We start from the raw sequence: 26,859 nt of genomic DNA on the forward strand, positions 1-26,859 counted from the left end.
TTAAGATAGGAGTGGTTCTCTAATTAACAAAAAAGACCGGTAATAAGAGCCAGTCTTTTCAAGAAGTATGTTATTCAATTTCGAGAGGCTACTTCCTTATCACTTTAGCTGTTTGGTTGATAGCCTTTGTCTGCAAACGCAGGATGTACATACCGGTGCTTATTCCCTTGAGTGGGAGATTAAGCTCATTCAGACCCGGCTTCAGCTGCACAGTAGCTCTGTGTACCTGTCGCCCCTGCATATCCGTCAGGTCTATACTTGCTTCTTCTGCCGTACCAGAGAAGACTTCAATAGATACCTCCTGCTCAAATGGATTAGGCCACACCTTCAGCGTATTTTCTTGAGCATTTTGTCCACCCTTACGCACAGCCACTACATTGCTGTAGGCAAACTCACCATCAAAATCTATTTGCTTCAGGCGGTAGTAAGTTGTGCCCGAGAAGTATTCTGAGTCTACGAAAGAGTAATGCTGTGGCTGAACGGTTGTACCTGCACCGGCCACCGTGCCAATTGGGCTAAACTGTTTGCCATCAGCACTACGCTCCACCACAAACGCTTTGTTGTTTTCTTCTGAAGCTGTGAGCCATTGCAGTTTAACCTGGCTCTGCTGCACCGCCGCTCTGAAATATACTAGTTCTACCGGAAGAGGGACAATAGCTGGTGAGTCACCGTAAATGCGCAGTACTATATCCGTTAAGGTAGTCCTGTTATATTGATCCGTAAGGCGAATAGAAAGTGGGTAAGTACCTTCTACTAAATTAGCAGGATTTACTACTGAGATATTGCCACTAGTACTGGATATGGTTGTGCCAGGAGGTAATGTTCCACGCTCAATGGAGGCAGAATTAATTGTTCCATCCGGATCTGAGGCTGTGGCAATTACTTCATTTTGTCTGTACTCGTCTCTATACTTTGGCACCGCTAACGTATAGCTTGCATCGCAGTTCACAATTATAGTTACCTCACTGGCTGCTGTATAGGGAGTGCTGCTACAGTCAGTCCTCACTGTCCATCGGAAAACATAAGTGCCTGGAGTCAAATTGCCTGCAGTAGCATTAGGATTGGTTGTGGAACTGAATGAAGCAGTAGTAGGCCCATTTACTTGAGACCAAGTTCCTGTACCTGAAGTTACAGCATTGGCTTGAAGCACTGTTGAAGTACCGCACACATTCTGGGTACTGCCAGCGTTTGAAGTTGCTGCATTGTTGGTTACCTCACTGAGCCGTTCCTGTAAAGTACAAGGTTGCCTGCTTGTGTACCTCCATTAAAGTTTATTGTAACAGTTATTGAGCTTAGGTTTGTTGGTACTTCAGTAGTGCTGTTGGAGCTTGTACTGTTTGTAACACTGTTGTAAGTAACACCTGTAATAGACACAGTGTGAGGGTTCGAAGTAGAGTTGCCTCCCGTACTGTAGCATAACTGATTCGACCGTAAGGATTGACAGCCAATAGCATTTCCATTTGCATCAGTTGGAGTGGCCGTAATAACATAGCTGTTGTTTTGAGCTACACCAAGTGCACTTGGTGCGTTTGTTGATGATGCTGGAAATGCTGTTCCAGCAGTTAGGTTTAAAACAGGTGTGCTTTGAGAAGTACCTGTTGTTAAGTTGTAAACCGTTATTATTTGGTTACCGCTAAAGCTAGGGTTGAGCACAAGGTATCTGGTTCCTGTGGTACTTGTGATGCCTGTCAGTCTTGGAACGGGTGTTGCAGTACAGATACCTGTTGAGACTGTAACTGCATTCGATGAAGGCGAAACACTTTTACCAGTTGCTGTTACTGTAGCAGTTATTACAGTACCGGCACTCAGTAAAGAACTAGAAATGCCGGAGAGCGTCCAGGTGCCGTTTTCTGCAACTGTAGTTGTGCCTATAGAAGTTGGTGTTCCCCCATTCACACTCCCAAAGACAGTGATAGTTGACCCTGCTACCTCCGTGGAGGTACCTGTTATAGAAGTACTATTAGCTAGTATTGGACTTGCTAGAGTAGGAGGGGAGGAAGCTACTGGAGGGAAGCCTGACGTTTGCAGGGTACTCAAAGTTGTCGCTGGAAAAGCGTTAATCAATGCTTTCCAAGCAGCTGGTGCATCATAGTTATAAGCTTGAAAATTAACACCACCCACATCGGACACTGTACCAGTTATACCACTTTGTGCGCTTGTTATTGTGATGCCGCTCATACGTAGGGGAGTAGAAGCAATAATACCTCCATTGAGTGCTGTAAGCGGTACATAAAAATCGTAAAAATAGTCAGCATCGCCCCCGCTCCTGGAAGCAGCTACAGAACGCTGAGAGTACTGGTCAATAGAGCCTGTAAAAATGGTGCTGCTGCCAGTTAGGGTATGCCTTATAACCTGCACTGCAAAATTTGCAGCCAAGAGCACCTCATACTCAAAGCCGGGGTTGACACCAGTCCCGTTAAAATCGTTATTGCTGTCAATCAATACGCTGTAGCCTTTAGAGGCTGTTGAAGAACTACCCAATCTTATTCGGAATAAAAGATTTGTGCCATCAAAGTATGCTGCTATTGGAGATCCAGTAAAAGCAGATGTCGCAGTAGGGGTCGCTAAATCTGTATGTCCCCCTCCAGAACCTGTGTTAAGGTCGCTAATGGGTTCTGTTGTTAGTGCAGGAAAAGGCCTATAAGCTATCTCACTTACATTCACACCTTCATCGTTTGTACCCCTAAATCCAGCTCTTGAGACGGATACATATCCATCACCGTTGGGGTCCAGTACTTTTGTGCCACTACTAGTTGCTGGCTTATAAATAAGGCCGGGGGGTTGTGCTACTGCTGACGTATGCAGTAGTAGTAACACAGCAAGTACTCCTTTGATTATTCTGTCAAAGCTAACTATCTTCATCTTTTCCCTTGGCTTTAGCTATAAAAGGATTATTGTCCTAATTGATATAGAACTATAAACTTTTTGCATGCTAATAAGGCAAGATGCTTTCCAGAATCTGCTGATGCTATTTCGAAGTAGGCAAAGTCCTGTCTTTTTTTGTGAGTATGCCTATTTTTAATTGGATTGTGAGTAGTGGTAAATAAAGTTGCAACTTTAAGCAACTATGGTATTTGGTAGAGTGATAACCAAAAGTCTACTTCCTAGAATAACGATTCTCAAAAAGGGAATATAGGGTGCTTGACAAAAAATATGCCTAAGCTTGTAAAGGGGCGGTTCTTTAAGAAAAGCTTATATTGGGGATACAATAACACTGGCAGCATTGCCACCAAAACCAGCTGCATTTATCATTATTCGGTTAATATTATGGGTATCCTGTTGTTGAAGCTGGTTAGGATAAGGTATAGAAGAAAACTGCTGCTGTTGAAGTATATGAAGGGCGTACTGCAGACTAAGCGCACCAGAGGCACCCAGCGTATGGCCAACAAGCCACTTATTAGTAGTGATTACAGGAGCATTATCTTGAAAAACAGCTTGTATTGCGGCTAACTCAGCCCTATCTCCGGCACGGGTGCCTGGGGTGTGGGTAATAATCAAGTCTACCTGTCGGTCATCTTCAGGCAACTGTGCCAGGGCTTGGCGCATAGATTTCTGGAAATTGATACCTTCAGCAGAAATACCTGTTTTGCTAACCAGTTTCTCAAAACCCAATCCCACTGCCTCCACCGATATTGCTCCTTTTGCTGGTTCTTGTATCTGCTCCAGAGCAAAAACTGCTGCTCCTTCACCCAAAATGAAGGTGTTTTGCTTTTCCTGCGCATAAGGCTGGCAAGGGTAGGGCTGTCCACTAAGCCTGGAGTATATGCCTACAGCTTTCATCTGAGCTATAGTAAAGTCGGTAAGCGGAGCCTCAGTGCCGCCTGCAAGATAACGCTTAGCCATTCCGGCCTTCAGCCATGCTACCCCGTTCGCAATAGCCATTAGCGCTGTGCTGCAGGTAATAGAGTGGCTAATTTGGCCACCGCCAGCATTTACGGCATGGGCTACCCAACTAGAAAGATTGCCTAAGGTAGTGGTGGGGGAGGCGCTGGATGATAAAGTATCCTGTTGAAAAGCTTCAAAGTGATGTTCAAACAATCCGGTTGCCCCACGCGACGAGCCGATGTTCACCGCCAGGTCATCATCGACAGGAGCATTCTCTTTTAACCACCCCGCCTGTTCCGCTGCCTGTCTTGCGGCAAAAACCGCCATGAGCACCGAGCGATCCAACTGCCGGTAAGTAGGGTTGGCCTCCATGAGAAGCTGAAGTTGCCTTTCTGCCTCAGCAGTTAGAGCAGCCACAGGCGTTGGAGTGCCTTGGTGGAGTATAGCTTTAAACGCGGGTGTGCCTGAAGTATAAGCTGCCGCAGTAGAGGTGCTGTCGTAACCAAGAGGAGAGATAGCACCATAGCCCTTGATGATGATGTGTTTATTCGTCGCTTTCAAATCGTAGGCAAAGTTAAGCGATAGATGGGAAGTTTTGGCCTTGGCGGCTGTTTATGATGAGAGCGTATCAGCCGCCAAGGAGTATTGGTATGTTTTAACTAGTTGCGAGTATCGGCATTAATCGTGCAGCATGTCCAGGTCCGGGCGCGGGTGGTGCCGCCTGCCTGTAACGATCTCCTGCATCCCGAGTATGGTTTGGTAAATCTGCTCCAGTTGTTCGTTAGTAATGCAGTAAGGCGGGATAACGTAAATAATGTTACCCAGCGGACGAAGAATCACACCGTTGTCGATGCCGAAGCTATAGAGCGTGTCGCGCAGCTCGCTGAAATAGGAGGTTCCACCGTCTTCAAACTCCACAGCCAGAATAGTACCCTGCTGCCGTACTTCCAGCACCTGCGGCAGGTCTTTTATACTTTGGGCAAAGTCTGCGTGTCGCTGCCCAATACGCTGTATGCTTTCTTGAGTCTCCGGCTGCAAGAGCAGGTCCATACTGGCCAGGCCGGCGGCGCAGGCCACGGGGTTAGCTGTATAGCTGTGCCCGTGAAAAAGGGTCTTGCTCTTGTCCTCGTGCAGAAATGCTTCGTAAATTTTCTCACTACAGGAAGTCACGCCTAAGGCCATGGTACCGCCTGTCAAGCCTTTCGACAGGCATACCATATCAGGCTTCTGCTGCAGGTAATCAGTGGCGAAAGTGCGGCCTGTGCGGCCAAAGCCAGTCATTACCTCATCGGCAATAGTTAGTATGTTGTTTTTCTGGCAAATCTCAAGCAGTTGGTTCAGTACTTCTGGCGTGTACATAACCATTCCGGCTGTGCCCAGTACCAGTGGCTCATAGATGAAAGCTGCAACATCACCCTCCTGCGCAAAAGCTTCCAATTGCTTCAGCGTTTCCTGCTCATTACCGGCTGTGGGAACATCTATGAAAGCTACCTCAAACAAATATGACCAAAATGGAGCTGTAAAGGCACTACGGGCACTTACCGACATGGCACCAAAGGTGTCGCCGTGGTAGCTATCGCGGAAGGCAACAATTTTTCTCTTGGGTGTGCCGATGTTGTTCCAGTATTGTATGGCCATTTTCATGGCGACCTCTACTGCAGTAGAGCCGTTATCAGAGTAAAAGATGCGACGCTGGTTTTGTGGAAGTATTTGCAGCAAGCGCTCAGCAAAGGTAACTGCGGCCGTATGTGTAAAGCCTGCAAAAATGACGTGCTCCAGTGTTTGAAGCTGCTCGGTTACTTTTTCTGCAATATAAGGATGTGCGTGCCCGTGCAGGTTGACCCACCAAGAGGCTACGGCGTCGATATAAGTCTGGCCATCCTCTGAAAACAAAAGCGCCCCCTCGCCCCGAACAATCGGAATAGGAAGCGCTGCTGTTTTCATTTGAGTATAAGGATGCCAGATAACGTTATGATCACGTTCGGCTAAATTCATATTCAGTTATTGTTGAGTGGATGAGTATAAACCACCGTACTAACAGTGTGTAAAGTCTCTCCTATAGGTTATCTCTTCTATAAATACCCTTCAAATGTTTTTGCGTACTCTGCTACAGTGTCTTTGCAGAAATCAGCTTCCTGGCGGATGGAAGGCAGGCGGCGTAAGCCAGTATACTTCACAATAAAGTCCTCGGAAGTAGTATTTTCCTCTCCATTAAAGATGATACCTGCTACCGGAATTTTGCGGTAGCGTAGTACTTCTGCTGTAAGTAGCGTATGGTTAATGCTGCCAAGGTAGTTGCGGGATACCAACACTACCTCCAGGCCAAGTTGCTGCACCAGGTCCAGTACAAGGTATCTTTTATTTAAAGGCACCATCAGACCACCAGCTCCCTCTACTATCAGGTTGTTTTGGGTTTCAGGCAGGCGTAGTCCTTTCACATCGATCTCTACACCCTCAGCAGCAGCAGCCTTATGAGGCGATGCTGCCATTTTGAGGCGGTATGCCTCCGGATGAAATACCGAATGCTCATTAGAAACCAGACTCTTTACAGTGTCTGTATCCGTGAAGTCCAAGCCACCCGCTTGCACAGGTTTCCAGTAGTCGGCTTGCAGGGCTTCGGTAAGTATGGCTGCGGCAACTGTTTTGCCAACGTCCGTTCCGATGCCTGTTACAAAATATTGTTTCATGTACCTTTGGCTATGGCCTGCACGAGGCCCTCAATTTCTTCTTCTGTATTAAAAGCATGCACAATCACGCGCAGCCGATCAGTGCCAGCAGGCACAGTAGGAGGCAGCACGGGGCGCACGTCAAAACCGTTTTGTTGCAGCGCAGCCGCCAGCTCTTTGAGCCGCTGAGGCTGATGCAGGAAAACAGAAAGTATTACACTGTTCTCCGGAGTGCAGCGAATGCCGCTTAAGTTGTTCAGTTTTTGGTACAATAGGTGCGCTAGCTTCTTTACCCGTGCCCGCTCTTCTCCGAGTTCAGGCAATAGGGTATAGGCGCACTTTAAGGCCTCCAGCGCATGCGTTGGCAACCCGGTAGTATAAATAAACGCGCGGCTGTAGTTGATAAGGAAGTTGCACAGTATCTGAGGGCCTACAACAGCGGCGCCATGTAAACCCATGGCTTTCCCGTAAGTAAGCACGCGTGCAAATACTTCCTGCTCCAGGCCTAAGGCTGAAACAAGTCCTTCTCCTCTCTCACCATAGAGGCCCACTGCATGTGCCTCATCCACAATCAAAGCTGCCTGTTGTTGGTTACAAAGTTGTGCCAGATCCCGAAGCGGTGCCTGGTCGCCATCCATAGAGTAAACAGACTCTACCAGTACATAAACCTGTCCGGCTGCATGCTTTAGCTTTTGCCGCAGATCCTTCACGTTGTTGTGACGGAAAGGATAGCTTTTGGCAAAGCTCAGGCGAAGTCCGTCCTTCATGGAAGCATGGCTTGCCTCATCATAAAACACAGTATCGCCCCGTTGGGGTAGTGCCGACAATAAACCCACGTTAGCTGCGTAGCCAGAGTTAAAAAGCAACGCAGCCTCCGCATGGTGGTAGCGCGCAATTAAACTTTCCAGCTCCTCAAACAGTGGGTGGTGACCTGATAAAAGTCGGGAGCCGGTTGCTCCCAAAGGCAGATGCTTGTGTTTGACCTCTTCCTTGTGGATAAGAGCCCGCAACTTTTCTGAGCGAGCAAGGCCGAGGTAATCGTTAGAGCAAAAGTCAGTAAGGCCGGTGGTGGTTTTTAAGGCTCGCAAAGTTCCCTGCGCTGCCCGCTCCGCCAGCTTCTGCTGTAGTTTATCAAGCAATGTACTTTTAGACAAAAGATAATATATTTAAAAGTTAATATAATTAAAACATTTTGTCTTTTGTCAAGAGCTCCTTTGCCTAGCCAACTACAGGTTGACCTTCTTCTTTGAATGATTTTCTTGGATTCAGGCCCAGAAGTTCAAACATTGCTTTGTCAGCGTCGAAATCTGGGTTAGGGGTAGTCAATAGCTTCTCACCCGTGAAGATAGAGTTTGCGCCAGCCAGGAAGCAAAGTGCCTGTTCTGTAAGGCTCATGCGCTCACGACCTGCTGATAGACGTACCATAGATTTTGGCATCAGGATACGGGCAGTAGCAATCATGCGTACCATTTCCCATACAGACACCAGTGGCTGGTTCTCCAGCGGTGTACCTTTAACCGGTACCAAAGCGTTTACTGGCACTGACTCTGGATGCTGTTCCATTGTAGACAGGGTATACAGCATTTTGATGCGGTCTTCGTCTGCTTCGCCAAGACCTATAATGCCACCGGAGCATACAGATATACCTGCCTTGCGCACATTGTCAATTGTGTTCAGGCGGTCGTCGTAAGTGCGGGTGGTAATAATATTTTCGTAGTTCTCTTCTGAGGTATCCAGGTTATGGTTGTAGGCATACAGGCCAGCCTCTTTAAGGCGCTCCGCCTGGTATTCGTTCACCATACCTAAAGTACAGCATACTTCCAGGCCAAGGTCGTTAACGCCTTTTACCATGTCCAAAACTTTATCGAAGTCGCGGTTATCGCGTACCTCACGCCATGCAGCACCCATACAGAAACGAGTAGAACCGCCTTCTTTGGCACGTTGTGCAGCTGTTAGCACTTGCTCCTGGCTCATCAGTTTGTGCACATCTACACCTGTATGGTAACGTGCCGCCTGCGGACAGTAAGCACAATCTTCTGAACAGCCGCCAGTTTTCACAGACAACAGGGTACAAACCTGCACCTCGCCAGTGGCTTGATACTGCTTGTGCACATTGGCTGCCTCTACAATCAGTTCCAATACCGGCTTGTTATAAATCGTCTCTATTTCCTCCAGACTCCAGTCGTTGCGGAGAGCTGTGTTTTGTCCGTTCTGTGTCATGGTATTCGTATTTTGGGGTACGAAGGTAATTTGAAGATTTAGGATTTAAAAATCAAAAGTATGCGCAGTTTTAGTGGATAAATAGTTAACTGGTTCAGCTAGTGTGGGTTTTGTGTGGATAAATTACCTTGTTGATTTGTTGAGAAAATTTGTTTAGCAGACCAAGTGTGGAAAACAAAAGCCCCTGCTGGAGGGCAGGGGCTGGGGGTATATACTTTACTTTGAATACAGCAAATCCTAGAAAAGAACACTTGTTGCCAAGTGCTCTTCTATACTGATTTTATACTTTAACTACTCTTCGGCTGCCTCCTCCAGGTGCACCAGGTAGCGGGTTAACTTGTCCCACTGTAACTCTTGGAAGAGGGCCCAGCCGCCTTCAGCCACGAAAGTGTTAAGTACGGCACGGTCGCCGGCCTCCTTGCCCTGGTTGTTAATGCCCTCATCTTTACCTATTTCGTACCCGTGGATGGTGTTGCCCTCGCGGGTTACCCTAAAGGTACTGCTGGCTTCCTTGATGAAGAAGTGCTCGACCTCAGCATCGCCGTGGCCTAACTCCTTCGGCTTTTCGCTCGGATGCACGACAAATTCAGCCAAATTCTCCTCTTCGCGCAGGCCTGATATCTTTACCCAGTTCTCAATGGTCGAGGCTGGCAGAATTATTTTCATGTAGTACCCGATCTTTGGCGTTAAGGCTGTGGTGCGGCGGCCATGGTCGTCATACAACTCGAAGGTAGAATTGACACCGGAAAGCTTTGTCCAGCTGTTCACGTTAAAAAGCTTTTCTTTAGAGCGCTCAAATGCTGCGATGGCCTCTTGCTCAGTAGGATAGGTGTTCTCGTTCTGAAAAAGTTTGTCTTTGGTGTCTTCGCCCTGAAGCACCTTGGCCTCTTTCTTTACTTTATTGAAAATATCTTTTATCGACATAATTTGTTTTCCTTTCATTCAGTTTGTTTCATAGATCAATTCTCCTCAGATGAGTACGCTTAAAAATTGGGGATGTTGATTTGGTTCAGGTATTTAGCGCTTACATGATCAGCCTTATGTGCAGGTATGGAGTACTCTATTCACTGAAGGAAGGATAAAGCGTCATGCCGCCGTCCACATAAAGAGTAGAGCCTGTAATATAATCAGCCTCATCAGTTGCTAGCCAGACAGCTACCTTGGCAATGTCTTCCGGTTCACCTATTCGGCCATAAGGTATCTGAGAGAGCATCTTTTTACGGCCTTCCTCTGTTTCCCATTCTTTTCTGTTGATGTCTGTTTTGATAGCGCCTGGGGAGATAGCATTTACCCGCACTTTATACTTTGCCAGCTCCTGAGCTAAAGATTTCATCATCATCTGAAGGCCTCCTTTGGCGGCGGTATAGTTAACCCGCCCAGCCCAGGGTATAATATCATGCACAGAACTGATGAAGATGATGTTGCCGGCAGACGTCTTCTCCTCAGGCTTTACCTCTCGCTTCACAAATTCGCGCGCTGCAGCCTGTGCGCATAAAAAGTGACCGGTCAGGTTAGTGTCAATTACTTTCTGCCACTCCTCCAGTGTCATCTTTAAGAATTCCTGGTCTTTCTGTATCCCAGCGTTGTTTACAAGTATATCCAGCCTACCAAAATGCTCAACAGCAGTGTCAATTAGTTTTTGTGCATCTTCTGCCTTACTAACATCTGCTCGGGCTGTTATTGCTTCGCCACCAGCGTCTTCTATCAACTTCTGTGTGTCGCGTGCCCCATCTTCATCTGAGTGAAAATTGACCACTACTTTAGCGCCGGCATGCCCCATAGCTATCGCTATACCTTGACCTATACCAGAACTTGCTCCTGTTACCAAGGCTACTTTCCCTTTTAGTTTATTTTCTTCCATAATATCCAATTTTGGAATAGGTATACGAAAGATAGAAGCAAAATTGCCGTTTTAAGTATAGGTCTCTGTAAGTTGATAGCAAGATTGTACTCAATAGGTTAAGAGGCAGTAACTCTGGAATAGCGAATAGCAATAGCAGAATATGATAATAAGTATAATTTGTACTTTTATGGTAGTTGCTGCAGCTGATTTCTTAACCCCGGATATAGTGAGAGTTTGCTGTAGTTTTAGCATATTGGTGTTAAATGCATGCAAAAGAAACTTTGATGTTGTCTTTTATGAAGAAATGGAGTCTTTGTAGACTTGTTTTTCTGTTAATGCTCCTGATATTCTCTTTCAGGGCTTCCGCAGAATCGTTCCACAACCTGGGTTTTCCTTATATTCAGAATTATACAAAACAAATATACCACGCAGGAAACCAGAATTGGGCTGTAGCACGTGGCGCCGATGGCGTTATGTACTATGGCAACTCTAGTGGGTTATTGGCCTTTGACGGAAACAATTGGCAGCTGTACCAAATGCCGAACAAGTTAATTGTTCGTGCTGTTGCCGCAGATAACAACGGACGCATATATGTTGGAGGGTTCGGAGAGCTGGGTTATTGGAGCTATAACCAGGAAGGCAAATTCCGCTATACTTCTTTGGTTGATTTTATACCGGAAGAGCAGCGGCCAACTGACGAGATATGGAAAATCTATGTGGAGGAAGATAAAGTATACTTTCAGTCTTTCGGAAATATCTACATATACCAGAAAGGTAAGGTAACTGCACTAAAAGCTGATGAGCCTTATTTATTTCTGCACAAAGCCGGCAAACGCTACTTTGTTGAGGTAATTTCAAAGGGGCTTTATGAGCTGAAGGGGGAGAAGCTTTATTTTGTGCAGAACAGCCAGAAACTCGGTAGCTCTGGTGTGCTTACAGTTTTACCCTTTGCCGATAATCGTATTCTGGTGGGCACAGCTAAGAATGGATTGTTCCTGTACGATGGAGTTGATTTTACTCCCTGGCAGAACGAGGCAGACAATTTCCTACGGACTTATCAGCTTAACAATGGTGTAAAAGTCGGTAACAAACTCTTTGCTTTTGGCACTATCCTGAACGGTGTTGTAATTCTGGACGAGGACGGGAAGTTAATTCATAAGCTAAACAAGAGCAGCGGACTGCAAAACAACACGGTGCTTAATCTCTTTGCAGGTGCTAACCAGGACTTGTGGGTGGGTTTAGATAATGGTATAGACAGGATAGAAGTAAACTCACCGCTATACTTTTACTTTGATAAAGTTGGCAACTTCGGGACTGTATACAGCAGCATCATTCATAAAGGTAGAATCTACCTTGGCACTAACCAGGGACTATACTATAGCAACTGGTCCCCTGGTGTATCTAATGCTTCGCAGAACCTTAGTTTCCAGATGATCAGGAATTCCCAAGGGCAGGTTTGGGAGCTAGCTGTAATAGATGGGGAGTTATTGTGCGGACACAACGAAGGAACCTTCAGGGTAGAGGGAAGTGAGCTGGTAAAGATATCTGATGTAAAAGGTGGTTGGACCATCAAAAAGCTGCAGTCTTCGCCCTCTGTTCTGATTCAAGGTACCTATACAGGCTTGGCAGTATATCGTAAGGGGAAAGACGGCTACTGGGCTTTTGACCATATGGTGGACGGTTTTGTGGAGCCTAGCAAACATGTCGAGCAGGACCAGGAAGGTAATATTTGGGTAAGCCATGCCTATAAAGGGCTGTTCCGCTTGTCGCTTAGTGCTGACCTTAAGAAGGTAACAGAAGTCCGGAGCTTCGACACAAGCCAAGGCCTGCCTAGTGTTTACAAGCTTAACATCTCAAGACTTGCTGACCGCCTGCTCTTCTCAGCAGGCACAGGCTTTTACTACTTCAATGAGCAGGAAAATAAGTTTCAGCCTTATAAAGAGCTAAATTCAAAGATAGGATCACTGGCAACATCCAATCGTATACTTCCTGCCTCGGGTAAAGCGTATTGGTTCGTAAATAGTGGTAAAGTAGCCTTAGTTGATCTAACAGACTTACAGCAACCCCGCATCCATACAAACCTGTTTAGTATTCTGGATGGCCGAATGGTGCAGGAGTATGAAAGCATCAGCAAAATAAGCAACTCCATTTATTTAATAAGTATGGATGATGGCTTTGTGGTTTATAGTACTGAGTCTCAGTCTCCGCAGAATATGGCTGTGCCTCCAGTGCTGATCCGCAGGGTAGAGAACATAACAAACAAACAGCGCCTGCTAACGGAAACCGGAAAAGGAGCTGAATTGCTGGAGTTGCCGTTCAGCCAGAACAACATCCGCATATCTTACGCACTGCCATACTTTAAGCAGGCTAAAGTAGAGTTTCAGTACCTGTTGGAGGGCTATACCACCAAATGGTCGCCTTGGGGCACAGCTACGCTAAGGGAGTTCACTAACCTGGGCCACGGAGACTACAGCTTTAAGGTACGTGCCCGCATAAACGGCGAGACTATAACAGAGGCTACAATATACCAGTTTGTAGTATTGCCACCGTGGTATGCTACCTGGTGGGCTTACATACTATATGTACTGTTGGCTGCTGTGCTGTTACTGTTGGGCCGCCGCCTTTATCAAGTAAAGCTGCAGCGAGACAAGCAGCGAATTCAGGAGAAGCTCGAGAAAGAGAAGCAGGAGCAGTTGCGGCAGGAGGCTATACAACATGAGCAGAAACTTGTGAAGGTTAGGAATGAACAGCTAAAGTCGGAGCTATCGAGCAAGAGCCGAGAGCTTGCCAGCACGGCTCTGAACATTGTTAACAAGAACGAGATGCTGCAGAACATTAGCCATGAGCTTGCTAAACTGCAGGATGCAGATGGGAACAAGTTGCCGGAGAAGCACCTGAGGAAAATACAAAAAATTATTACCGAGGGCATGAGTTCTCAAAACGATTGGGAGCTGTTTGAGAAGAGCTTTGATGAAACGAATGCCAACTATTTTAAGAAGCTGAAGGAGGGATATCCAGAGCTCACTCCGAATGATATGAAGCTATGTGCCTACCTCCGGATGAACATGTCGAGCAAAGAAATTGCATCACTTCTTAATATAACGGTGCGTGGTGTAGAGCTGCGCCGCTACCGCTTGCGCAAGAAGCTCAATATGGACCACGATAAGAACCTTGTGGAATTTGTGATGGAGCTGTAGTACTACATCACTACCTCATCATTACCTCTCATGCCGCCTGAAAATAGCCTCAGGCGGCATTTTTTGTTTGTATGCTTCATCTATAATACCTCCCCAACGTATACAGAAGTATATGCTCACTTTAGCATTTTGACGTACTATAAATCCATGTAAGTACTCACTGTTTTTGCCTATGATGAGGTATTGTAGTGGTAGATTATTTGGGGGGCGAATCCCTTTTCCTGACTTTTATAACATCAACCTATCTTTAAAATAAGCTTCAATAAAACGTATGAAGAGAAAAATTTTACTACTCGTCATGTGCCTGCTGACGGTTCACCTCTCATTCGCACAGAATACAATTTCTGTGCAGGGTAGGGTGACCGACGCATCTACCGGGCAACCGCTAATTGGTGCGGGTGTTGTGGTACAAGGAACCAGCACCGGTACACAGACCGACGCCAATGGTAACTATACTATTAGTGCGCCAGCAGATGGTACTTTAGCTGTGAGCTACCTGGGATACCGGAATGCGCAGGTGCCAGTTGATAACCGCTCTACAATTAATATTCAGCTGGAGACAGATACTGAAACACTACAGGAGGTAGTAGTTACTGGTTATGGCGTTCAGGAAAAACGCGACGTGACCGGTTCTATCGCTTCAGTAAAGAGTGAAGAACTGGTAAGGCAAGCATCACAGAACCCGGTAAGCTCTTTGCAGGGTAAAGTAGCTGGTGTAAACATTACTAACACAGGACAGCCAGGTGCTTCTCCTCAAATTAGAATTCGTGGTACAGGTTCAGCTCTTGGTAGCGCAGATCCGCTGTATGTAGTAGATGGTACCTTTGTAAACGACCTGTCTTTTCTGAACCCTGCTGACATCGAATCTATTGAGATTCTGAAGGATGCTTCGAGTGCGGCAATTTATGGTGTGCGTGCTGCAAACGGCGTTGTGTTGGTAACTACCAAGCGTGGTAAGTCTGGTGAGGCTACTGTAAACTACAATGGTTTTGTAGGGGTGCAGCGAGTTACAAACCAACTCGAAATGACTAATGCCAGCGAGTATGCAACAGCTGTAAATGAGAAAAACGGCTCAGAGCTGCTATCAACAAATCTGCCTTCTACCGATTGGTATGATCAGATACTTCGTACAGCTATGATTCACAACCACCAGGTTACAGCTTCAGGTGGTTCTGAAAAAGTAACTTACAGTGCAAGTGCTGGTTATTTAAATCAGGAAGGAATCATAAAAGGTAATGAGTACGAGCGAATTACGGCTCGTTTGCAGACTGACATCCAGATTAGTGAAAATATAAAAGTAGGTTACAACGGTATCTTCTACAACTATAACTCTGACGATATCCCAGGTGATATCTTCTACCAGGCTTATGTAGCACCACCGGTTATACCTGTATTTAAAGCAAACGGCCGCTACGGAGATCCTGTTGACTTTCCAATCGGTAACTTTGCTAACCCGCAAGCCTCTCTTGATTGGTTTTATCAGAAATCTAATGGCCAGCGCTTAACTTCTAATGCCTTTGGTGAGGTAAAGTTCCTCAATGGCTTTACTTTCCGTTCTAGCCTTGGCCTGAACTATGGCATAGACGAATACACCAACTATAGATCACGTGATTCGCTTACTACTGTGCAGTTCGCTACCAGAAGCCTGCTGACTCAGCGAAGAAGCAAGTCAAATATGTGGCTATGGGAAAATACCCTGACCTATGACAAATCTTTCGGCAATCATGAAATCACAGCCTTATTAGGTACTTCAGCTCAGGAGGATAAGTCAAACTACTTTACCGGTTCGGTAAACGACGTGGAGTTCAACTCAGAAGCTAACCTATACCTTGACCTGGGTGATCCTGAAACCTACAATATTGATGCAGGTGGTGCAAGAGGTACTTTCGTGTCCTACTTTGGTAGGGTAAATTATAGTTTCCTGGACCGCTACCTGCTTACAGCCACCCTGCGTTACGATGCCTCATCTAACTACCCTCGCGGCGACAGATGGGAGTATTTCCCTTCTATAGGTTTAGGCTGGCGAGTGATTGAAGAAGGCTTCATGCAGAATCAGACAATCTTTGATAACCTGAAACTGCGTGCAAGCTGGGGTAGATTGGGTAACAACAACATCCCTGCTAACCTCTACAGGTCAACAGTAAGTACAGATCCCCGATTGGGAGCAATTCGCAATGGCGTACTTTATCCAGGCTGGAATATAAACACTGTTCCTCCTGCAACATTATTCTGGGAAGTGGTGGAAGAGGTAGACCTTGGCGTTGAAATGGGCTTCCTAAATAACCGACTGACTGTTGAAGCAGACTGGTACAACAGGAAAACTGATGATGCCATCTTTGGTGTAACACCTCTAGGCTTTTTGGGATTGGGTGGTCAAATCAGAGGTAACTATGCCACCTTCCGCAATAGAGGTTTAGAGTTTATAGCTAACTGGAGCGATGAGATTAGCACTGACGTCAGCTATAACATTGGCTTTAACTTCTCCAGAAACAGAAACGAAGTAACCGGAGTGGCTATCGAAAATGCTGCTTTCTTCAATGGTAACCTGCCAGTAGGTGGCTATCAGGTAAGTATTACCCGCGTAGGCGACCCAATCGGATCTTTCTATGGCTATGAGGTAGAGGGCATTTTCCAGAATGAGCAGGAAGTAGAAGGATCTGCACAGCCGAATGCTAGCCCAGGTGATTTCCGTTACAGAGACCTTGATGGCAATCAGGTAATCGACGAGCGAGACAAAACCATCATCGGTAACCCGAACCCAGGATTCATCTATGGTATTAACACAGGGTTCCGCTTCAAGGGCTTCGACTTGCAGTTAGACATCCAAGGTGTGGCTGATGTGGATATCTACAATGGTAACCGCAACGTGCGCTACGGCAACGAGAACTACGATAAAGATTTCTTCGATAACCGCTGGACTGGACCGGGTACATCTAACAGTTATCCATCCGCTGACCTGACAGGCAGAAACCTTGACCCGAATGATTTCTATGTAGAGAAGGGTGATTACATCCGAATCCGAAACCTGCAGCTGGGTTACAACCTGCCTACTTCGCTGGTGAAGAGCCTGAAGATGCAAAACCTGAGAGTTTATATAAACGCCCAGAACCCAGTAACATGGTTCGATTATAATGGCTTCTCTCCTGAAGTTGGCGGTGCCCCTGTAAGCCAGGGTATAGACAGAAATGTTTACCCGCTGTCGGCTACCTACAACTTTGGTGTTAATGCTACATTCTAATAAACAGGAAAAGACTTTATGAAAAATATACTTTATAACATTAAGCGCAATTCATTTGTGTTTCTCAGCGCCCTGGCCATTGGAGGTTTGGCTTCCTGCTCAGAAGATTTCCTGGATGTGGAGCCTGAAGGTGAGCCAGTAGGGGAGGAGTTCTTTCAGACTCCTGAACATGCTTTACTTGCTGTAAACTCCATTTACGGTAACCTGCGGGAGTGGAACGTGAGTGCGTTTGCTCACCTTGCTATCACTACTATCGCCTCCGACAACGCCGAAAAAGGTAGCGTTCCTGGTGATGCCGGCTTCATGGAGGAGTATGACAACTTTACCCTGACTGCCACCGAAGGGCAGTTGAATGGCTACTGGAACGGACAGTACCAGGCTATAAACCTTGCAAACCAGGTGCTCTCTAACGTGCCGCTCATCTCTATGGACGAAGCGCTGAAAGAGCGTCTGTTGGCAGAGGCAAAGTTCTTCCGTGCTTACCATTATTTTAACCTGGTTAGAACCTTTGGAGGTGTTCCACTTCGTTTGTCAGTACCACAGCCTGGTCAGCAGGAAGACCCTGCAACACTTAACCTGCCGAGAGCCAGCCGCGAGGAAGTATACGCCCAGATTGTACAAGACCTAACGGAGGCCAGCCAGGTACTTCCTGCAACTTATCCAGCTGCTGAACGAGGTCGTGCTACCAAGGGTGCAGCCTTAGGCATGCTGGCAAAAGTGCAGCTATACCAGGAAAACTGGCAGGAGGTAGTAAACCTTGCAAACCAGGTGGAAGGCTTGGGATATACCCTTGCGGAGGACTACTACAGCATTTTCCGCATTGCCGGCGAACATAATGCTGAATCTATTTTCGAGATTGAAGCACAGACAATACCAGGAAACTGCTCTGCCTCTAACAGCCAGTGGGCGGAAGTGCAGGGTGTTCGTGGCCAGTTTGGCTGGGGCTTTGTGGAGCCTACCGAGGATCTTGTGAATGCTTTTGAAGAAGGAGATGAGCGCCTGGATGCCACCATCCTGTTCAGAGGCGAAACTACCCCTGAGGGAGATGTGATAACAGAGGCAGCTCCAAACCCTCGCTACAACCAAAAAGCTTACGTGCCCAGCTTTGTAACCAATGAGTGCGGTTATGCTAAAGATCAGAACATACGCATCCTGCGTTTTGCGGAGGTATTGCTGATGCGCGCTGAGGCTGCCAACGAGTTGGGAGATACCCAACAGGCCCTTGATGACCTGAACCGCGTACGTGTAAGAGCGGGGCTTGAGCCTATAGAGTCTGCTTCTCAGGAGGAATTGCGACAGATTATCTGGCATGAGCGTCGTGTCGAGCTTGCCCTGGAGAACGGCGACCGTTTCTTCGACCTGGTGCGCCAAGGCAGAGCAGCTGAAGTGCTACAAGCGCATGGAAAGCAGTTTACCCCAGGTAAAAACGAGCTGTTCCCAATTCCGCAGCAGCAGATTATATTGAGTAACGGCATCTTGACTCAGAACCCTGGATACTAATTTTTATTGTCAGATCAGTATGGAGCCACGAAAGAAAGTGTGGCTCCATATTTTTTCTATTTATCAATAGAACCTTTACCATAAAGGATGATTAAAAAACAGCTTTGGTATTGTTGCCTGCTCCTGGTGTGTACACTGCTCTCTTGTAAAAGTGATGAGGCGGATCAAGACACTCCAGCACCAGAACCAACAGACCCGGTTGAAACACCTACTTACACAGCGGCAGAAAACAGAGAACTGCTGGAGAAGGTGCAGCAAGCAACCTTCCGCTACTTCTGGGATTTTGCTCACCCTGCCAGTGGCATGGCACGTGAGCGGAGTAGCTCCGGCGATGTAGTAACCTCAGGCGGCACAGGCTTTGGCGTGCAGGCGATAATTGTGGGCGTACATCGGGGATGGATTACCAGAGCACAAGCTGTTGACAGACTAAACAAACTTACAGATTTTCTGGCCAGAGCCGACCGCTTTCACGGGGCGTGGCCACACTGGTTAAATGGTAACACAGGTGCTGTTGTTGCTTTTAGCCCGAAAGATGATGGGGGCGACCTGGTGGAGACCTCCTTCCTGATAAATGGCCTGCTTACAGCTCGTGCATACTTTAATGGTACAGGAGCGGAGGCTGAATTAAGACAAAAGATAACAAAACTTTGGGAGACCGTGGAGTGGGACTGGTATGCCTCCCGCGGCGATAAGAAACTTTACTGGCATTGGAGCCCCAACTTTGGCTGGGAAATGAACATGCCAATCCAGGGCTGGAATGAAGCTCTTATCACTTATGTACTAGCAGCCTCTTCACCCACACACCCTATCTCAACGGAAGTATACCGCAACACTTGGGTAGGTGCCAACTTTGGCTTTGCTCAAAACTACGCAGGCTATACTTTAAAAATGGGGCCTAACTACGGCGGTCCATTATTCTTTGCGCACTACTCCTTCCTAAGCCTTGACCCTAGGAAACTGGAGGACGATTATACTAATTACTGGCAGCACAACCTGAACCATACTATGGTTAACCGCTCCTATAGCCTTCACGCTGCACCAAAAGGGTATGGCTACTCGGAGAGCTTCTGGGGGCTTACAGCCTCGGATGATCCGGATGGCTACGCTGCGCACTCACCCGCTAATGATAACGGTACAGTGGCTCCTACGGCAGCACTAGGTTCTTTTCCATATACACCATACTACAGCATGCAGGTGCTTCGAAACTTTTATACAGGGCTAAGCAGCAAAATGGTGGGGGAGTATGGGCTGAAAGATGCTCATAACAAGTACAGAAACTGGACCGCTACTGATCACCTGGCAATAGACCAGGGCCCTATCGTGATCATGATTGAGAATTATCGCAGTGGGTTGCTCTGGAGTCTCTTTACCGGTTTGCCAGAGATACAGGCCGGGCTCTCTAAACTCGGGTTTCGCCAACCAACCTATGAAACAGGATTTCCTCTGGTGAGTCCAGACATCATGACTGAACAAATAGATTTGCTTCGGCACCCTGACAAGGACAATTACTTTATTGACCTGGCGACCGGTGAAACAGGGACCTATACTTTGAAATTGTTCAAAGAAGACGGCACTGAGGTTAAATCTATCTGGAATGCCGAGAGCAAGGGAGCTGGCCTGGAACAGGTAGCGCTTGGGCAGGAGCTGGAGCCAGGCAAATACAGGATAGTGCTAAGCATGGACGCTACAAGTAAAGAGGTAGCACTCTACCTGCACTAATATAATGAGGCGGCTTACTTCTGTGGCTAGCCATACTTGTTGCTGATGCTGTACATAACCGAAATTAGAAAGAAATCATACTGCTAACTACTAAACAAACGATCACAGACATGAAGAAAACCTTACTAGCTATACCACTACTGGCAGCCCAGCTTTTTTATGGTTGCCAGGGTTCTTCTGAAACTACCACTGCCACTGCGGAGACAGCAACCTCTACTGAAGAGCGTCTCTCTGACGACGAACTGCTAACGCTGGTGCAGGAACGAACTTTTCAGTACTTCTGGGATGGCGCAGAGCCTAACTCCGGCCTTGCCCGAGAACGAATCCATATGGATGGAGTGTACCCGGAGAACGATCAGAACGTGGTAACTACTGGTGCCACGGGTTTTGGTCTTATGGCTATTGTAGTAGGTATGGAGCGTGGTTTCATTACTCGTGAGGAGGGCGTAAAGCATCTGCAAAAGATGGTAAACTTCCTTGAAAAAGCCGATCGATTCCACGGAGCCTGGAGCCACTGGATACAGGGAGAAACTGGTAAAGTAAAGCCATTCGGGCAGAAAGATAACGGTGGCGACCTGGTGGAAACTGCCTTCCTGGTGCAGGGTATGCTAACAGTACGCCAGTACCTGCAGGATGGCAACGAGCAGGAAAAAGCGTTGGCCGCCCAGATAGATAAACTATGGAAAGAGGTAGACTGGAACTGGTACCGTAAGGACGGCCAGAATGTACTGTACTGGCACTGGAGCCCGAACTATGGCTGGGAAATGAACTTCCCGGTGAGTGGCTACAACGAGTGCCTGATTATGTATGTTTTGGCGGCCTCTTCACCTACACATGGCATCCCTGCTGAGGTATACCACGAGGGCTGGGCGCAGAATGGTGCCATCAAATCAGACGCTAGTAAGTATGGGCACGAAGTAGTACTGAACCATAACGGGCATAAAGGTAGTGTCGGTCCACTGTTCTGGGCGCACTACTCTTACCTGGGCCTCGACCCGCGCAACCTTACCGACAAGTATGCTGATTACTGGAAGCTTAACAGAAACCACACCCTTATCCACCACGACTATTGTGTAGACAACCCGAAGGATTATGAGGGCTATGGCGAAAATGCCTGGGGCCTGACCTCGAGCTACTCCATGAATGGCTACGCTGGTCACAGCCCTGAAAATGACCTGGGCGTGATTTCACCAACTGCTGCACTGTCTTCTTATCCTTACGCACCGGAAGAATCTATGAAGGTAATCCGTCATCTGTATGAAGACCTGGGCGACAAACTTTGGGGAGAGTATGGATTTTATGATGCTTTTTCGGAGGAGCATGACTGGTACACGCCTCGCTACCTGGGTATAGACCAGGGGCCAATTGTAGTGATGATAGAGAATGGCCGTACCGGGCTGCTGTGGGATCTATTTATGAGCGCACCAGAGGTACAGGCAGGCTTGAAGAAGCTTGGTTTTGAGAGCCCTAAGCTGAAATAGGAATTTTAGTAGATACAGGCGGAGAGTTCTGTAAGAGTTTAATCCTAAAGGAATTAGAAATATACTTATGAGTAGAATCTTACGAGCTATACTTTCACTAGCCATACTTGCTTGCAGCCACTCGGTAGTGCAGGCACAGAGCACGCAGAAGAGTACTTACTGCAATCCTATCAACATCGATTATACCTATGCGGTATACGATGCTTATAGAGATATTTCGTACCGCTCTGGTGCCGACCCTGCCGTAGTAGAATTTCGCAATGAATACTACATGTTCGTTACGCGCTCCATGGGTTACTGGCACTCTACTGATCTGCAGAACTGGAACTTTGTAAAGCCAGAGAAATGGTACTTTCAGGGCTCCAATGCTCCTGCGGCATTCAACTACAAAGACTCTGTACTGTACGTAGCCGGAGACCCATCAGGCTCCATGAGTATTCTTTATACTGATGACCCGAAACGCGGTAACTGGAAGGCTACACCCGGCATTCTGGGCGATCTGCAGGACCCTGCTTTGTTTATTGATGACGATGGCAAAGCTTACATGTACTGGGGCTCCTCCAATACTTATCCTATCCGGGTGAAAGAGCTGGATAGGAAAGATCGCTTTAAACCATCAGAAAAGACAGTGGAGCTCTTCAAGCTGCACGGCGACAAGCACGGTTGGGAACGCTTCGGAGAGAACCACTCGGATACGGTGCTGGCTGGCTACATGGAAGGTGCCTGGATGACGAAGCATAACGGCAAGTATTACCTGCAGTATGCCGCACCAGGTACAGAATTCAATGTGTACGGAGATGGTGTGTATATCAGCGATTCTCCACTGGGTCCTTTCACTTATGCTCCGAACAACCCCGTTTCTTACAAGCCAGGTGGTTATATGAACGGTGCAGGCCACGGCAGTACAGTGGTAGGGCCGGCAGGAGAGTACTGGCACTTTGGCTCAGCCACGGTGTCGGTTAATATGAACTGGGAACGCCGCATTAACATGTTCCACACTACCTTCGATAAGGATGGCCTGATGCACGTGAACACGTACTTTGGCGATTACCCGCACTTCGGGCCAGCTACACCTGGTAAGATGGGGCAATTTGCTGGATGGATGTTGCTGTCTTACAAGAAGCCGGTGAGGGCTTCGTCGGTGCTGGAGAATTTTAAGCCAGAGGGCATGTTGGACGAAAGCACCAAAACCTTTTGGGTCGCAGAGCAGAACAACGATCAGCAGTGGGTGCAGATAGACCTGGAGAAACCAGGCAGAGTACACGCTGTGCAGGTGAATTACCACGACTATAAATCAAACCTCTACGGCAAAGTGCCGGGGCTTTATCACCGTTATGTGATTGAGGGCTCAACAGACGGAAAAAACTGGAAAATGCTGGTAGATAGAAGTGACAGCTATGAGGACGTACCCAACGATTACGTGGAGTTGGGTACACCACAGACAGTACGCTATGTCCGATTCCGAAATATTCATGCACCAACCCCTAATCTGGCCATTTCGGGACTGCGCGTTTTTGGTGTAGGGCAAGGTAAGGCACCGTCTCGCGTGAAAAATTTCAAGGTAAACCGTAAGCAGGATCGTCGCGATGCCATGATCACCTGGGATAAACAGGCTAATGCACAAGGCTATAACGTGCTTTGGGGCATTTCACCGGATAAGCTATACAGCTCCTGGATGGTGTACGGTGACAATAAACTTGACCTAAAAAGCCTGGGTATAGACCAAGGCTACTACTTTGCAATCGAGGCATTCAACGAGAACGGCGTGTCAGAAAGAACCAAGGTGGTAAAGGTAGATTAAGAAATTACGGAATCAGCAACTTATACTATCCTGCAGTTGAAGTGTAAATCTCTGGAATGCGCCTTAGGAGAGGGGCTCTCATTCAGTGAGGTAGGGTGTTCGTTTAGGTTAGTCGCAGCAGAGGTATCCATAACTTTGATGATTAAGCATCACCAAAGTGACCCCATTTAGAACCTGTTCATTAGAATAAAGAAATACAACAAGCTCTTGAAAGATATAAAAAGCAATATGAGAAAACTGTACTTATACTTCTGGCTACTGTTAGCACTACTGGTAGCAACACAAGGGCAGTCTCTTGCCCAGCAGAATCATCCTCCTTTCTGGGAAGAGATACAGCAGTACAAGCAGCAGGATGCATCTCAAATGCCTCCTAAAAATGCTATACTTTTTGTGGGAAGTTCCTCCTTCAGGCTATGGGAAAACATGCAGGAAATGTTTCCCAAACATACTGTCATCAACCGTGGCTTTGGAGGATCAAACCTGCTCGATCTAAAGCGCTACCTGAATGACATTGTATTCCCGTACCAGCCGAAGCAGATCGTGATTTACTCTGGGGAAAATGACATTGCTTCCGACACCGTGCAGGCGCCTGAGGTGCTTGAGCGTTTTCAGGACGTGTTTCTTGAGATACGAAAAGAGATGCCGCAGGTGCCTGTAGTGTTTGTTTCTATTAAGCCTAGTCCTTCCCGGGCAAAGTATAAACCTATCATAGAAGAGGCAAACCAGCTTATAAAGCAGTACCTGAAAACGCAGCCTAAGACCAGGTTTGTAGATGTGTACACGCCTATGCTCAAACTAAGCGGTAAAGCAAAACCAGACATTTTTATACAGGATAGCCTGCACATGAACCAGCAAGGCTATCAGATTTGGACGAAAAGAATTACACCACACTTACTTAAATAATACTACATGAAACGAATCATACGCACCGCTCTGATCATGTCGATCGGGTTGATGAGCACGCAATGTAACACTGCACAGCAAAGCAGCACAGCACAGCAAAGCGGTACGACGCAGCAGACTAAATCTGCGGCGGTGGCTACTGCAGGCGATCAGCAAATGAAACAATTTGTGGAGGATCTGCTCAGCAAAATGACACTGGAGGAGAAGATTGGGCAGCTGAATCTGGTGGCAGTTGGTTTTGATGTGACCGGCCCGGTGGTGAGCGAAAACGTGGATGAGAATATCCGCAAAGGAAATGTTGGTGGTGTTTTTAACACCTATACCCCAAATGCTGCCCGTAAACTGCAGGAGTTTGCCGTTAACAACACGCGCCTGAAGATTCCGCTTCTCTTTGGCTACGACGTAATTCACGGGCACCGTACCATCTTCCCCATTCCGCTTGGCTTGTCAGCAAGCTGGGACATGAATGCTGTGGAGCGAAGTGCCCGTATCGCAGGGGATGAGGCCTCTGCCGATGGCTTGAACTGGGTATTCTCACCGATGGTAGATATAGCCCGCGATGCCCGTTGGGGGCGCATTGCTGAGGGTGCTGGTGAGGATCCGTACCTGGGGTCTCAGGTGGCAAGAGCAATGGTGCGTGGTTACCAGGGCAACGACCTGACACTGGCAAATACAGTAATGGCTTGCGTAAAGCACTTTGCCCTGTACGGTGCCGCTGAAGCTGGCCGTGACTATAATACTGTGGACATGAGCCTGAACCGTATGTTTAACGAGTACATGCCGCCTTACAAAGCAGCTATAGATGCAGGAGCAGGTAGCGTAATGACCGCATTTAACGAAATAAACGGCGTGCCTGCCACAGGTAACAAGTGGTTGATGACAGAGTTGCTACGCGACCAGTGGGGTTTCGATGGCTTTGTGGTAACTGACTATACAGCCATCAACGAAATGGTGGCTCACGGAGTAGGTGATGAGGCAAAAGCTGGAGAATTGGCCCTGAAAGCAGGTGTAGATATGGACATGGTAGGCGAGGTGTTCCTTAAAAACCTGAAGCAGTCTGTAGAAAAAGGAAATGTTTCTGAAGAGGAAATCAACACGTCTGTTCGTCGCATACTGGAGGCAAAGTATAAGCTAGGCCTGTTCGAAGATCCTTACCGCTATACGAACGAGGAGCGTGCTAAGAATACCATCATGAAGCCGGAGTACCGTGAGGCAGCCCGCGATATTGCGCGCAAAAGTATGGTACTCCTGAAGAACGAGAAACAGACACTTCCGCTTAAAAAGACTGGCTCTATTGCGCTTATCGGACCTCTGGCTAAGAACCAGCGCGACATGATCGGTAACTGGAGCGGTGCAGGCGACTGGAAGCAGGCTGTATCAGTAGAGCAGGGTATCCGCAATGTAGCTGGCAATAGCACCAAGATTAACTATGCCAAAGGAGCCAATATTACAGATGATGAGCAAATGATCAAGCGCCTGAACGCTCACGGCGGAGAACTTGAAATTGACACACGCACTTCTGAGCAAATGATTGCCGAGGCCGTGAAAGTAGCAAGAGGTTCTGATGTGATTGTGGCGGTAGTAGGCGAGTCTCAGGGTATGTCTGGCGAGGCTGCCAGCCGTGCTGATATTACCTTGCCTGGCAAGCAGCGTGAGCTCCTGATGGCGCTGAAGAAAACGGGTAAGCCGTTGGTAGTTGTTTTGATGAATGGCCGCCCATTGGCCCTGAACTGGGAGGATGAGAATGCTGATGCTATGCTGGAAACCTGGTTTGCCGGTACAGAGGCAGGTAACGCTATTGCTGATGTGCTGTTCGGTAACTACAACCCATCTGGTAAACTTACGGCCACCTTCCCGCAGGTAGTGGGCCAGGTGCCAATCTATTATGCGCACAAAAACACAGGCCGCCCGTTTGGAGGAGAGCTGCTGGACAAGTATAAATCCCGCTACATGGATGTAACTAATGAGCCCTTGTACCCATTTGGCTATGGCTTAAGCTACACCACTTTCAACTACTCTAAGCCACAACTCAGCAAAAACAGCATTACGCCTGACGAGTCACTGGAAGTGACGGTAAATGTGCAGAATACCGGCAACTACGACGGCGAAGAAGTAGTGCAGCTGTATGTACAGGATGTAGTAGGAAGCATTACCAGACCAGTTAAAGAGCTTAAAGGTTTCCAGAAGATCAGCCTGAAGAAAGGCGAAAGCAGAACGGTGACCTTTACCATCACGCCGGAAGACCTGAAATTCTATAACAACGATATGGAGTATGTGCTGGAGCCAGGAGAGTTTAAAGTATACGTGGGCACCAACTCCCGTGATGTGCAGGAGGCTAGCTTCACTGTACAGTAACACATACCAACTTGTCTGGCAGGTTGGTTGTTAAAATGGACCTGCCAGACAACTGTAACCCTTATTAATTAACTACTTATGTGCTTAAAATCTACAGATAAGGCAGTCGTC

Annotated in this window: 17 protein-coding genes; 8 read left to right on the top strand and 9 right to left on the bottom strand. The window is 47.4% G+C overall.

From position 1 onward, the window contains the following. Positions 1–88: 88 nt before the first annotated feature. The 9 genes from PKOR_RS24480 to PKOR_RS12795 form a co-directional block, all read right to left on the bottom strand. Positions 89–1,150, bottom strand: coding sequence for a T9SS type A sorting domain-containing protein (locus PKOR_RS24480; RefSeq protein ID WP_052738845.1), 1,062 nt, complete (start codon positions 1,148–1,150; stop codon positions 89–91). Between the two features lie 59 nt (positions 1,151–1,209). Beyond that, positions 1,210–2,862 carry a hypothetical protein gene (locus PKOR_RS12760; RefSeq protein WP_046311225.1) on the bottom strand — a complete coding sequence of 551 codons (1,653 nt, stop codon included), beginning with the start codon at positions 2,860–2,862 and terminating at the stop codon, positions 1,210–1,212. A 330-nt stretch (positions 2,863–3,192) separates the two neighbouring features. Continuing rightward, positions 3,193–4,386 (bottom strand): beta-ketoacyl synthase N-terminal-like domain-containing protein, encoded by a 1,194-nt coding sequence (locus PKOR_RS12765; RefSeq protein ID WP_046311227.1) that lies wholly within the window; start codon positions 4,384–4,386, stop codon positions 3,193–3,195. A gap of 117 nt (positions 4,387–4,503) precedes the next feature. Then, positions 4,504–5,820 carry an adenosylmethionine--8-amino-7-oxononanoate transaminase gene (bioA, locus tag PKOR_RS12770; RefSeq protein ID WP_046311229.1) on the bottom strand — a complete coding sequence of 439 codons (1,317 nt, stop codon included), beginning with the start codon at positions 5,818–5,820 and terminating at the stop codon, positions 4,504–4,506. A gap of 77 nt (positions 5,821–5,897) precedes the next feature. After that, positions 5,898–6,512, bottom strand: a complete 615-nt coding sequence (bioD, locus tag PKOR_RS12775; protein ID WP_046311231.1) for a dethiobiotin synthase — start codon at positions 6,510–6,512, stop codon at positions 5,898–5,900. After that, positions 6,509–7,645, bottom strand: a complete 1,137-nt coding sequence (locus tag PKOR_RS12780) for an aminotransferase class I/II-fold pyridoxal phosphate-dependent enzyme (RefSeq protein ID WP_046311233.1) — start codon at positions 7,643–7,645, stop codon at positions 6,509–6,511. The genes bioD and PKOR_RS12780 overlap by 4 nt, the downstream gene beginning before the upstream one ends. 64 nt (positions 7,646–7,709) lie before the next feature. Further along, on the bottom strand, positions 7,710–8,711 hold the full coding sequence (gene bioB, locus PKOR_RS12785; RefSeq protein ID WP_046311234.1) for a biotin synthase BioB: 1,002 nt from the start codon (positions 8,709–8,711) through the stop codon (positions 7,710–7,712). A 291-nt stretch (positions 8,712–9,002) separates the two neighbouring features. Beyond that, a complete protein-coding gene (locus PKOR_RS12790) occupies positions 9,003–9,653 on the bottom strand; it encodes a hypothetical protein (RefSeq protein ID WP_235336291.1) in 651 nt (216 codons plus the stop codon). Positions 9,654–9,771: 118 nt separating this feature from the next. Then, on the bottom strand, positions 9,772–10,572 hold the full coding sequence (locus PKOR_RS12795) for an SDR family oxidoreductase (RefSeq protein WP_046311237.1): 801 nt from the start codon (positions 10,570–10,572) through the stop codon (positions 9,772–9,774). A gap of 317 nt (positions 10,573–10,889) precedes the next feature. Between PKOR_RS12795 and PKOR_RS12800 the strand changes: the two genes are divergently transcribed. From PKOR_RS12800 to bglX, 8 genes are all read left to right on the top strand, one after another. After that, positions 10,890–13,751 carry a ligand-binding sensor domain-containing protein gene (locus PKOR_RS12800; protein ID WP_200897368.1) on the top strand — a complete coding sequence of 954 codons (2,862 nt, stop codon included), beginning with the start codon at positions 10,890–10,892 and terminating at the stop codon, positions 13,749–13,751. Between the two features lie 271 nt (positions 13,752–14,022). Then, positions 14,023–16,989, top strand: coding sequence for a SusC/RagA family TonB-linked outer membrane protein (locus PKOR_RS12805; protein WP_046311239.1), 2,967 nt, complete (start codon positions 14,023–14,025; stop codon positions 16,987–16,989). 18 nt (positions 16,990–17,007) lie between these two features. Further along, on the top strand, positions 17,008–18,489 hold the full coding sequence (locus tag PKOR_RS12810; protein WP_046311241.1) for a RagB/SusD family nutrient uptake outer membrane protein: 1,482 nt from the start codon (positions 17,008–17,010) through the stop codon (positions 18,487–18,489). Positions 18,490–18,576: 87 nt separating this feature from the next. Then, the gene (locus PKOR_RS12815; protein WP_071843146.1) at positions 18,577–20,208 is read left to right on the top strand and encodes a glucoamylase family protein; all 1,632 of its coding nucleotides are present in this window, start codon (positions 18,577–18,579) and stop codon (positions 20,206–20,208) included. Between the two features lie 110 nt (positions 20,209–20,318). After that, the gene (locus PKOR_RS12820) at positions 20,319–21,689 is read left to right on the top strand and encodes a glucoamylase family protein (RefSeq protein ID WP_071843147.1); all 1,371 of its coding nucleotides are present in this window, start codon (positions 20,319–20,321) and stop codon (positions 21,687–21,689) included. 67 nt (positions 21,690–21,756) lie between these two features. Beyond that, the gene (locus PKOR_RS12825) at positions 21,757–23,490 is read left to right on the top strand and encodes a family 43 glycosylhydrolase (protein ID WP_046311243.1); all 1,734 of its coding nucleotides are present in this window, start codon (positions 21,757–21,759) and stop codon (positions 23,488–23,490) included. Between the two features lie 228 nt (positions 23,491–23,718). Next, positions 23,719–24,393, top strand: coding sequence for an SGNH/GDSL hydrolase family protein (locus tag PKOR_RS12830; RefSeq protein ID WP_046311245.1), 675 nt, complete (start codon positions 23,719–23,721; stop codon positions 24,391–24,393). Between the two features lie 6 nt (positions 24,394–24,399). Further along, on the top strand, positions 24,400–26,748 hold the full coding sequence (gene bglX / locus PKOR_RS12835; RefSeq protein WP_148561686.1) for a beta-glucosidase BglX: 2,349 nt from the start codon (positions 24,400–24,402) through the stop codon (positions 26,746–26,748). Positions 26,749–26,859: the final 111 nt, after the last annotated feature.

The sequence above is a fragment of the Pontibacter korlensis genome (genome assembly GCF_000973725.1).
GTDB lineage: Bacteria > Bacteroidota > Bacteroidia > Cytophagales > Hymenobacteraceae > Pontibacter > Pontibacter korlensis.

What these genes read in the sequence shown, in the direction of transcription:
- PKOR_RS12760 (WP_046311225.1), bottom strand. Translation starts at nt 2,862, where the DNA reads ATGAAGATAGTTAGCTTTGACAGAATAATCAAAGGAGTACTTGCTGTG.
- bioA (WP_046311229.1), bottom strand. Translation starts at nt 5,820, where the DNA reads ATGAATTTAGCCGAACGTGATCATAACGTTATCTGGCATCCTTATACT.
- bioD (WP_046311231.1), bottom strand. Translation starts at nt 6,512, where the DNA reads ATGAAACAATATTTTGTAACAGGCATCGGAACGGACGTTGGCAAAACA.
- bioB (WP_046311234.1), bottom strand. Translation starts at nt 8,711, where the DNA reads ATGACACAGAACGGACAAAACACAGCTCTCCGCAACGACTGGAGTCTG.
- PKOR_RS12790 (WP_235336291.1), bottom strand. Translation starts at nt 9,653, where the DNA reads ATGAAAGGAAAACAAATTATGTCGATAAAAGATATTTTCAATAAAGTA.
- PKOR_RS12795 (WP_046311237.1), bottom strand. Translation starts at nt 10,572, where the DNA reads ATGGAAGAAAATAAACTAAAAGGGAAAGTAGCCTTGGTAACAGGAGCA.
- PKOR_RS12800 (WP_200897368.1), top strand. Translation starts at nt 10,890, where the DNA reads ATGCTCCTGATATTCTCTTTCAGGGCTTCCGCAGAATCGTTCCACAAC.
- PKOR_RS12805 (WP_046311239.1), top strand. Translation starts at nt 14,023, where the DNA reads ATGAAGAGAAAAATTTTACTACTCGTCATGTGCCTGCTGACGGTTCAC.
- PKOR_RS12810 (WP_046311241.1), top strand. Translation starts at nt 17,008, where the DNA reads ATGAAAAATATACTTTATAACATTAAGCGCAATTCATTTGTGTTTCTC.
- PKOR_RS12815 (WP_071843146.1), top strand. Translation starts at nt 18,577, where the DNA reads ATGATTAAAAAACAGCTTTGGTATTGTTGCCTGCTCCTGGTGTGTACA.
- PKOR_RS12820 (WP_071843147.1), top strand. Translation starts at nt 20,319, where the DNA reads ATGAAGAAAACCTTACTAGCTATACCACTACTGGCAGCCCAGCTTTTT.
- PKOR_RS12825 (WP_046311243.1), top strand. Translation starts at nt 21,757, where the DNA reads ATGAGTAGAATCTTACGAGCTATACTTTCACTAGCCATACTTGCTTGC.
- PKOR_RS12830 (WP_046311245.1), top strand. Translation starts at nt 23,719, where the DNA reads ATGAGAAAACTGTACTTATACTTCTGGCTACTGTTAGCACTACTGGTA.
- bglX (WP_148561686.1), top strand. Translation starts at nt 24,400, where the DNA reads ATGAAACGAATCATACGCACCGCTCTGATCATGTCGATCGGGTTGATG.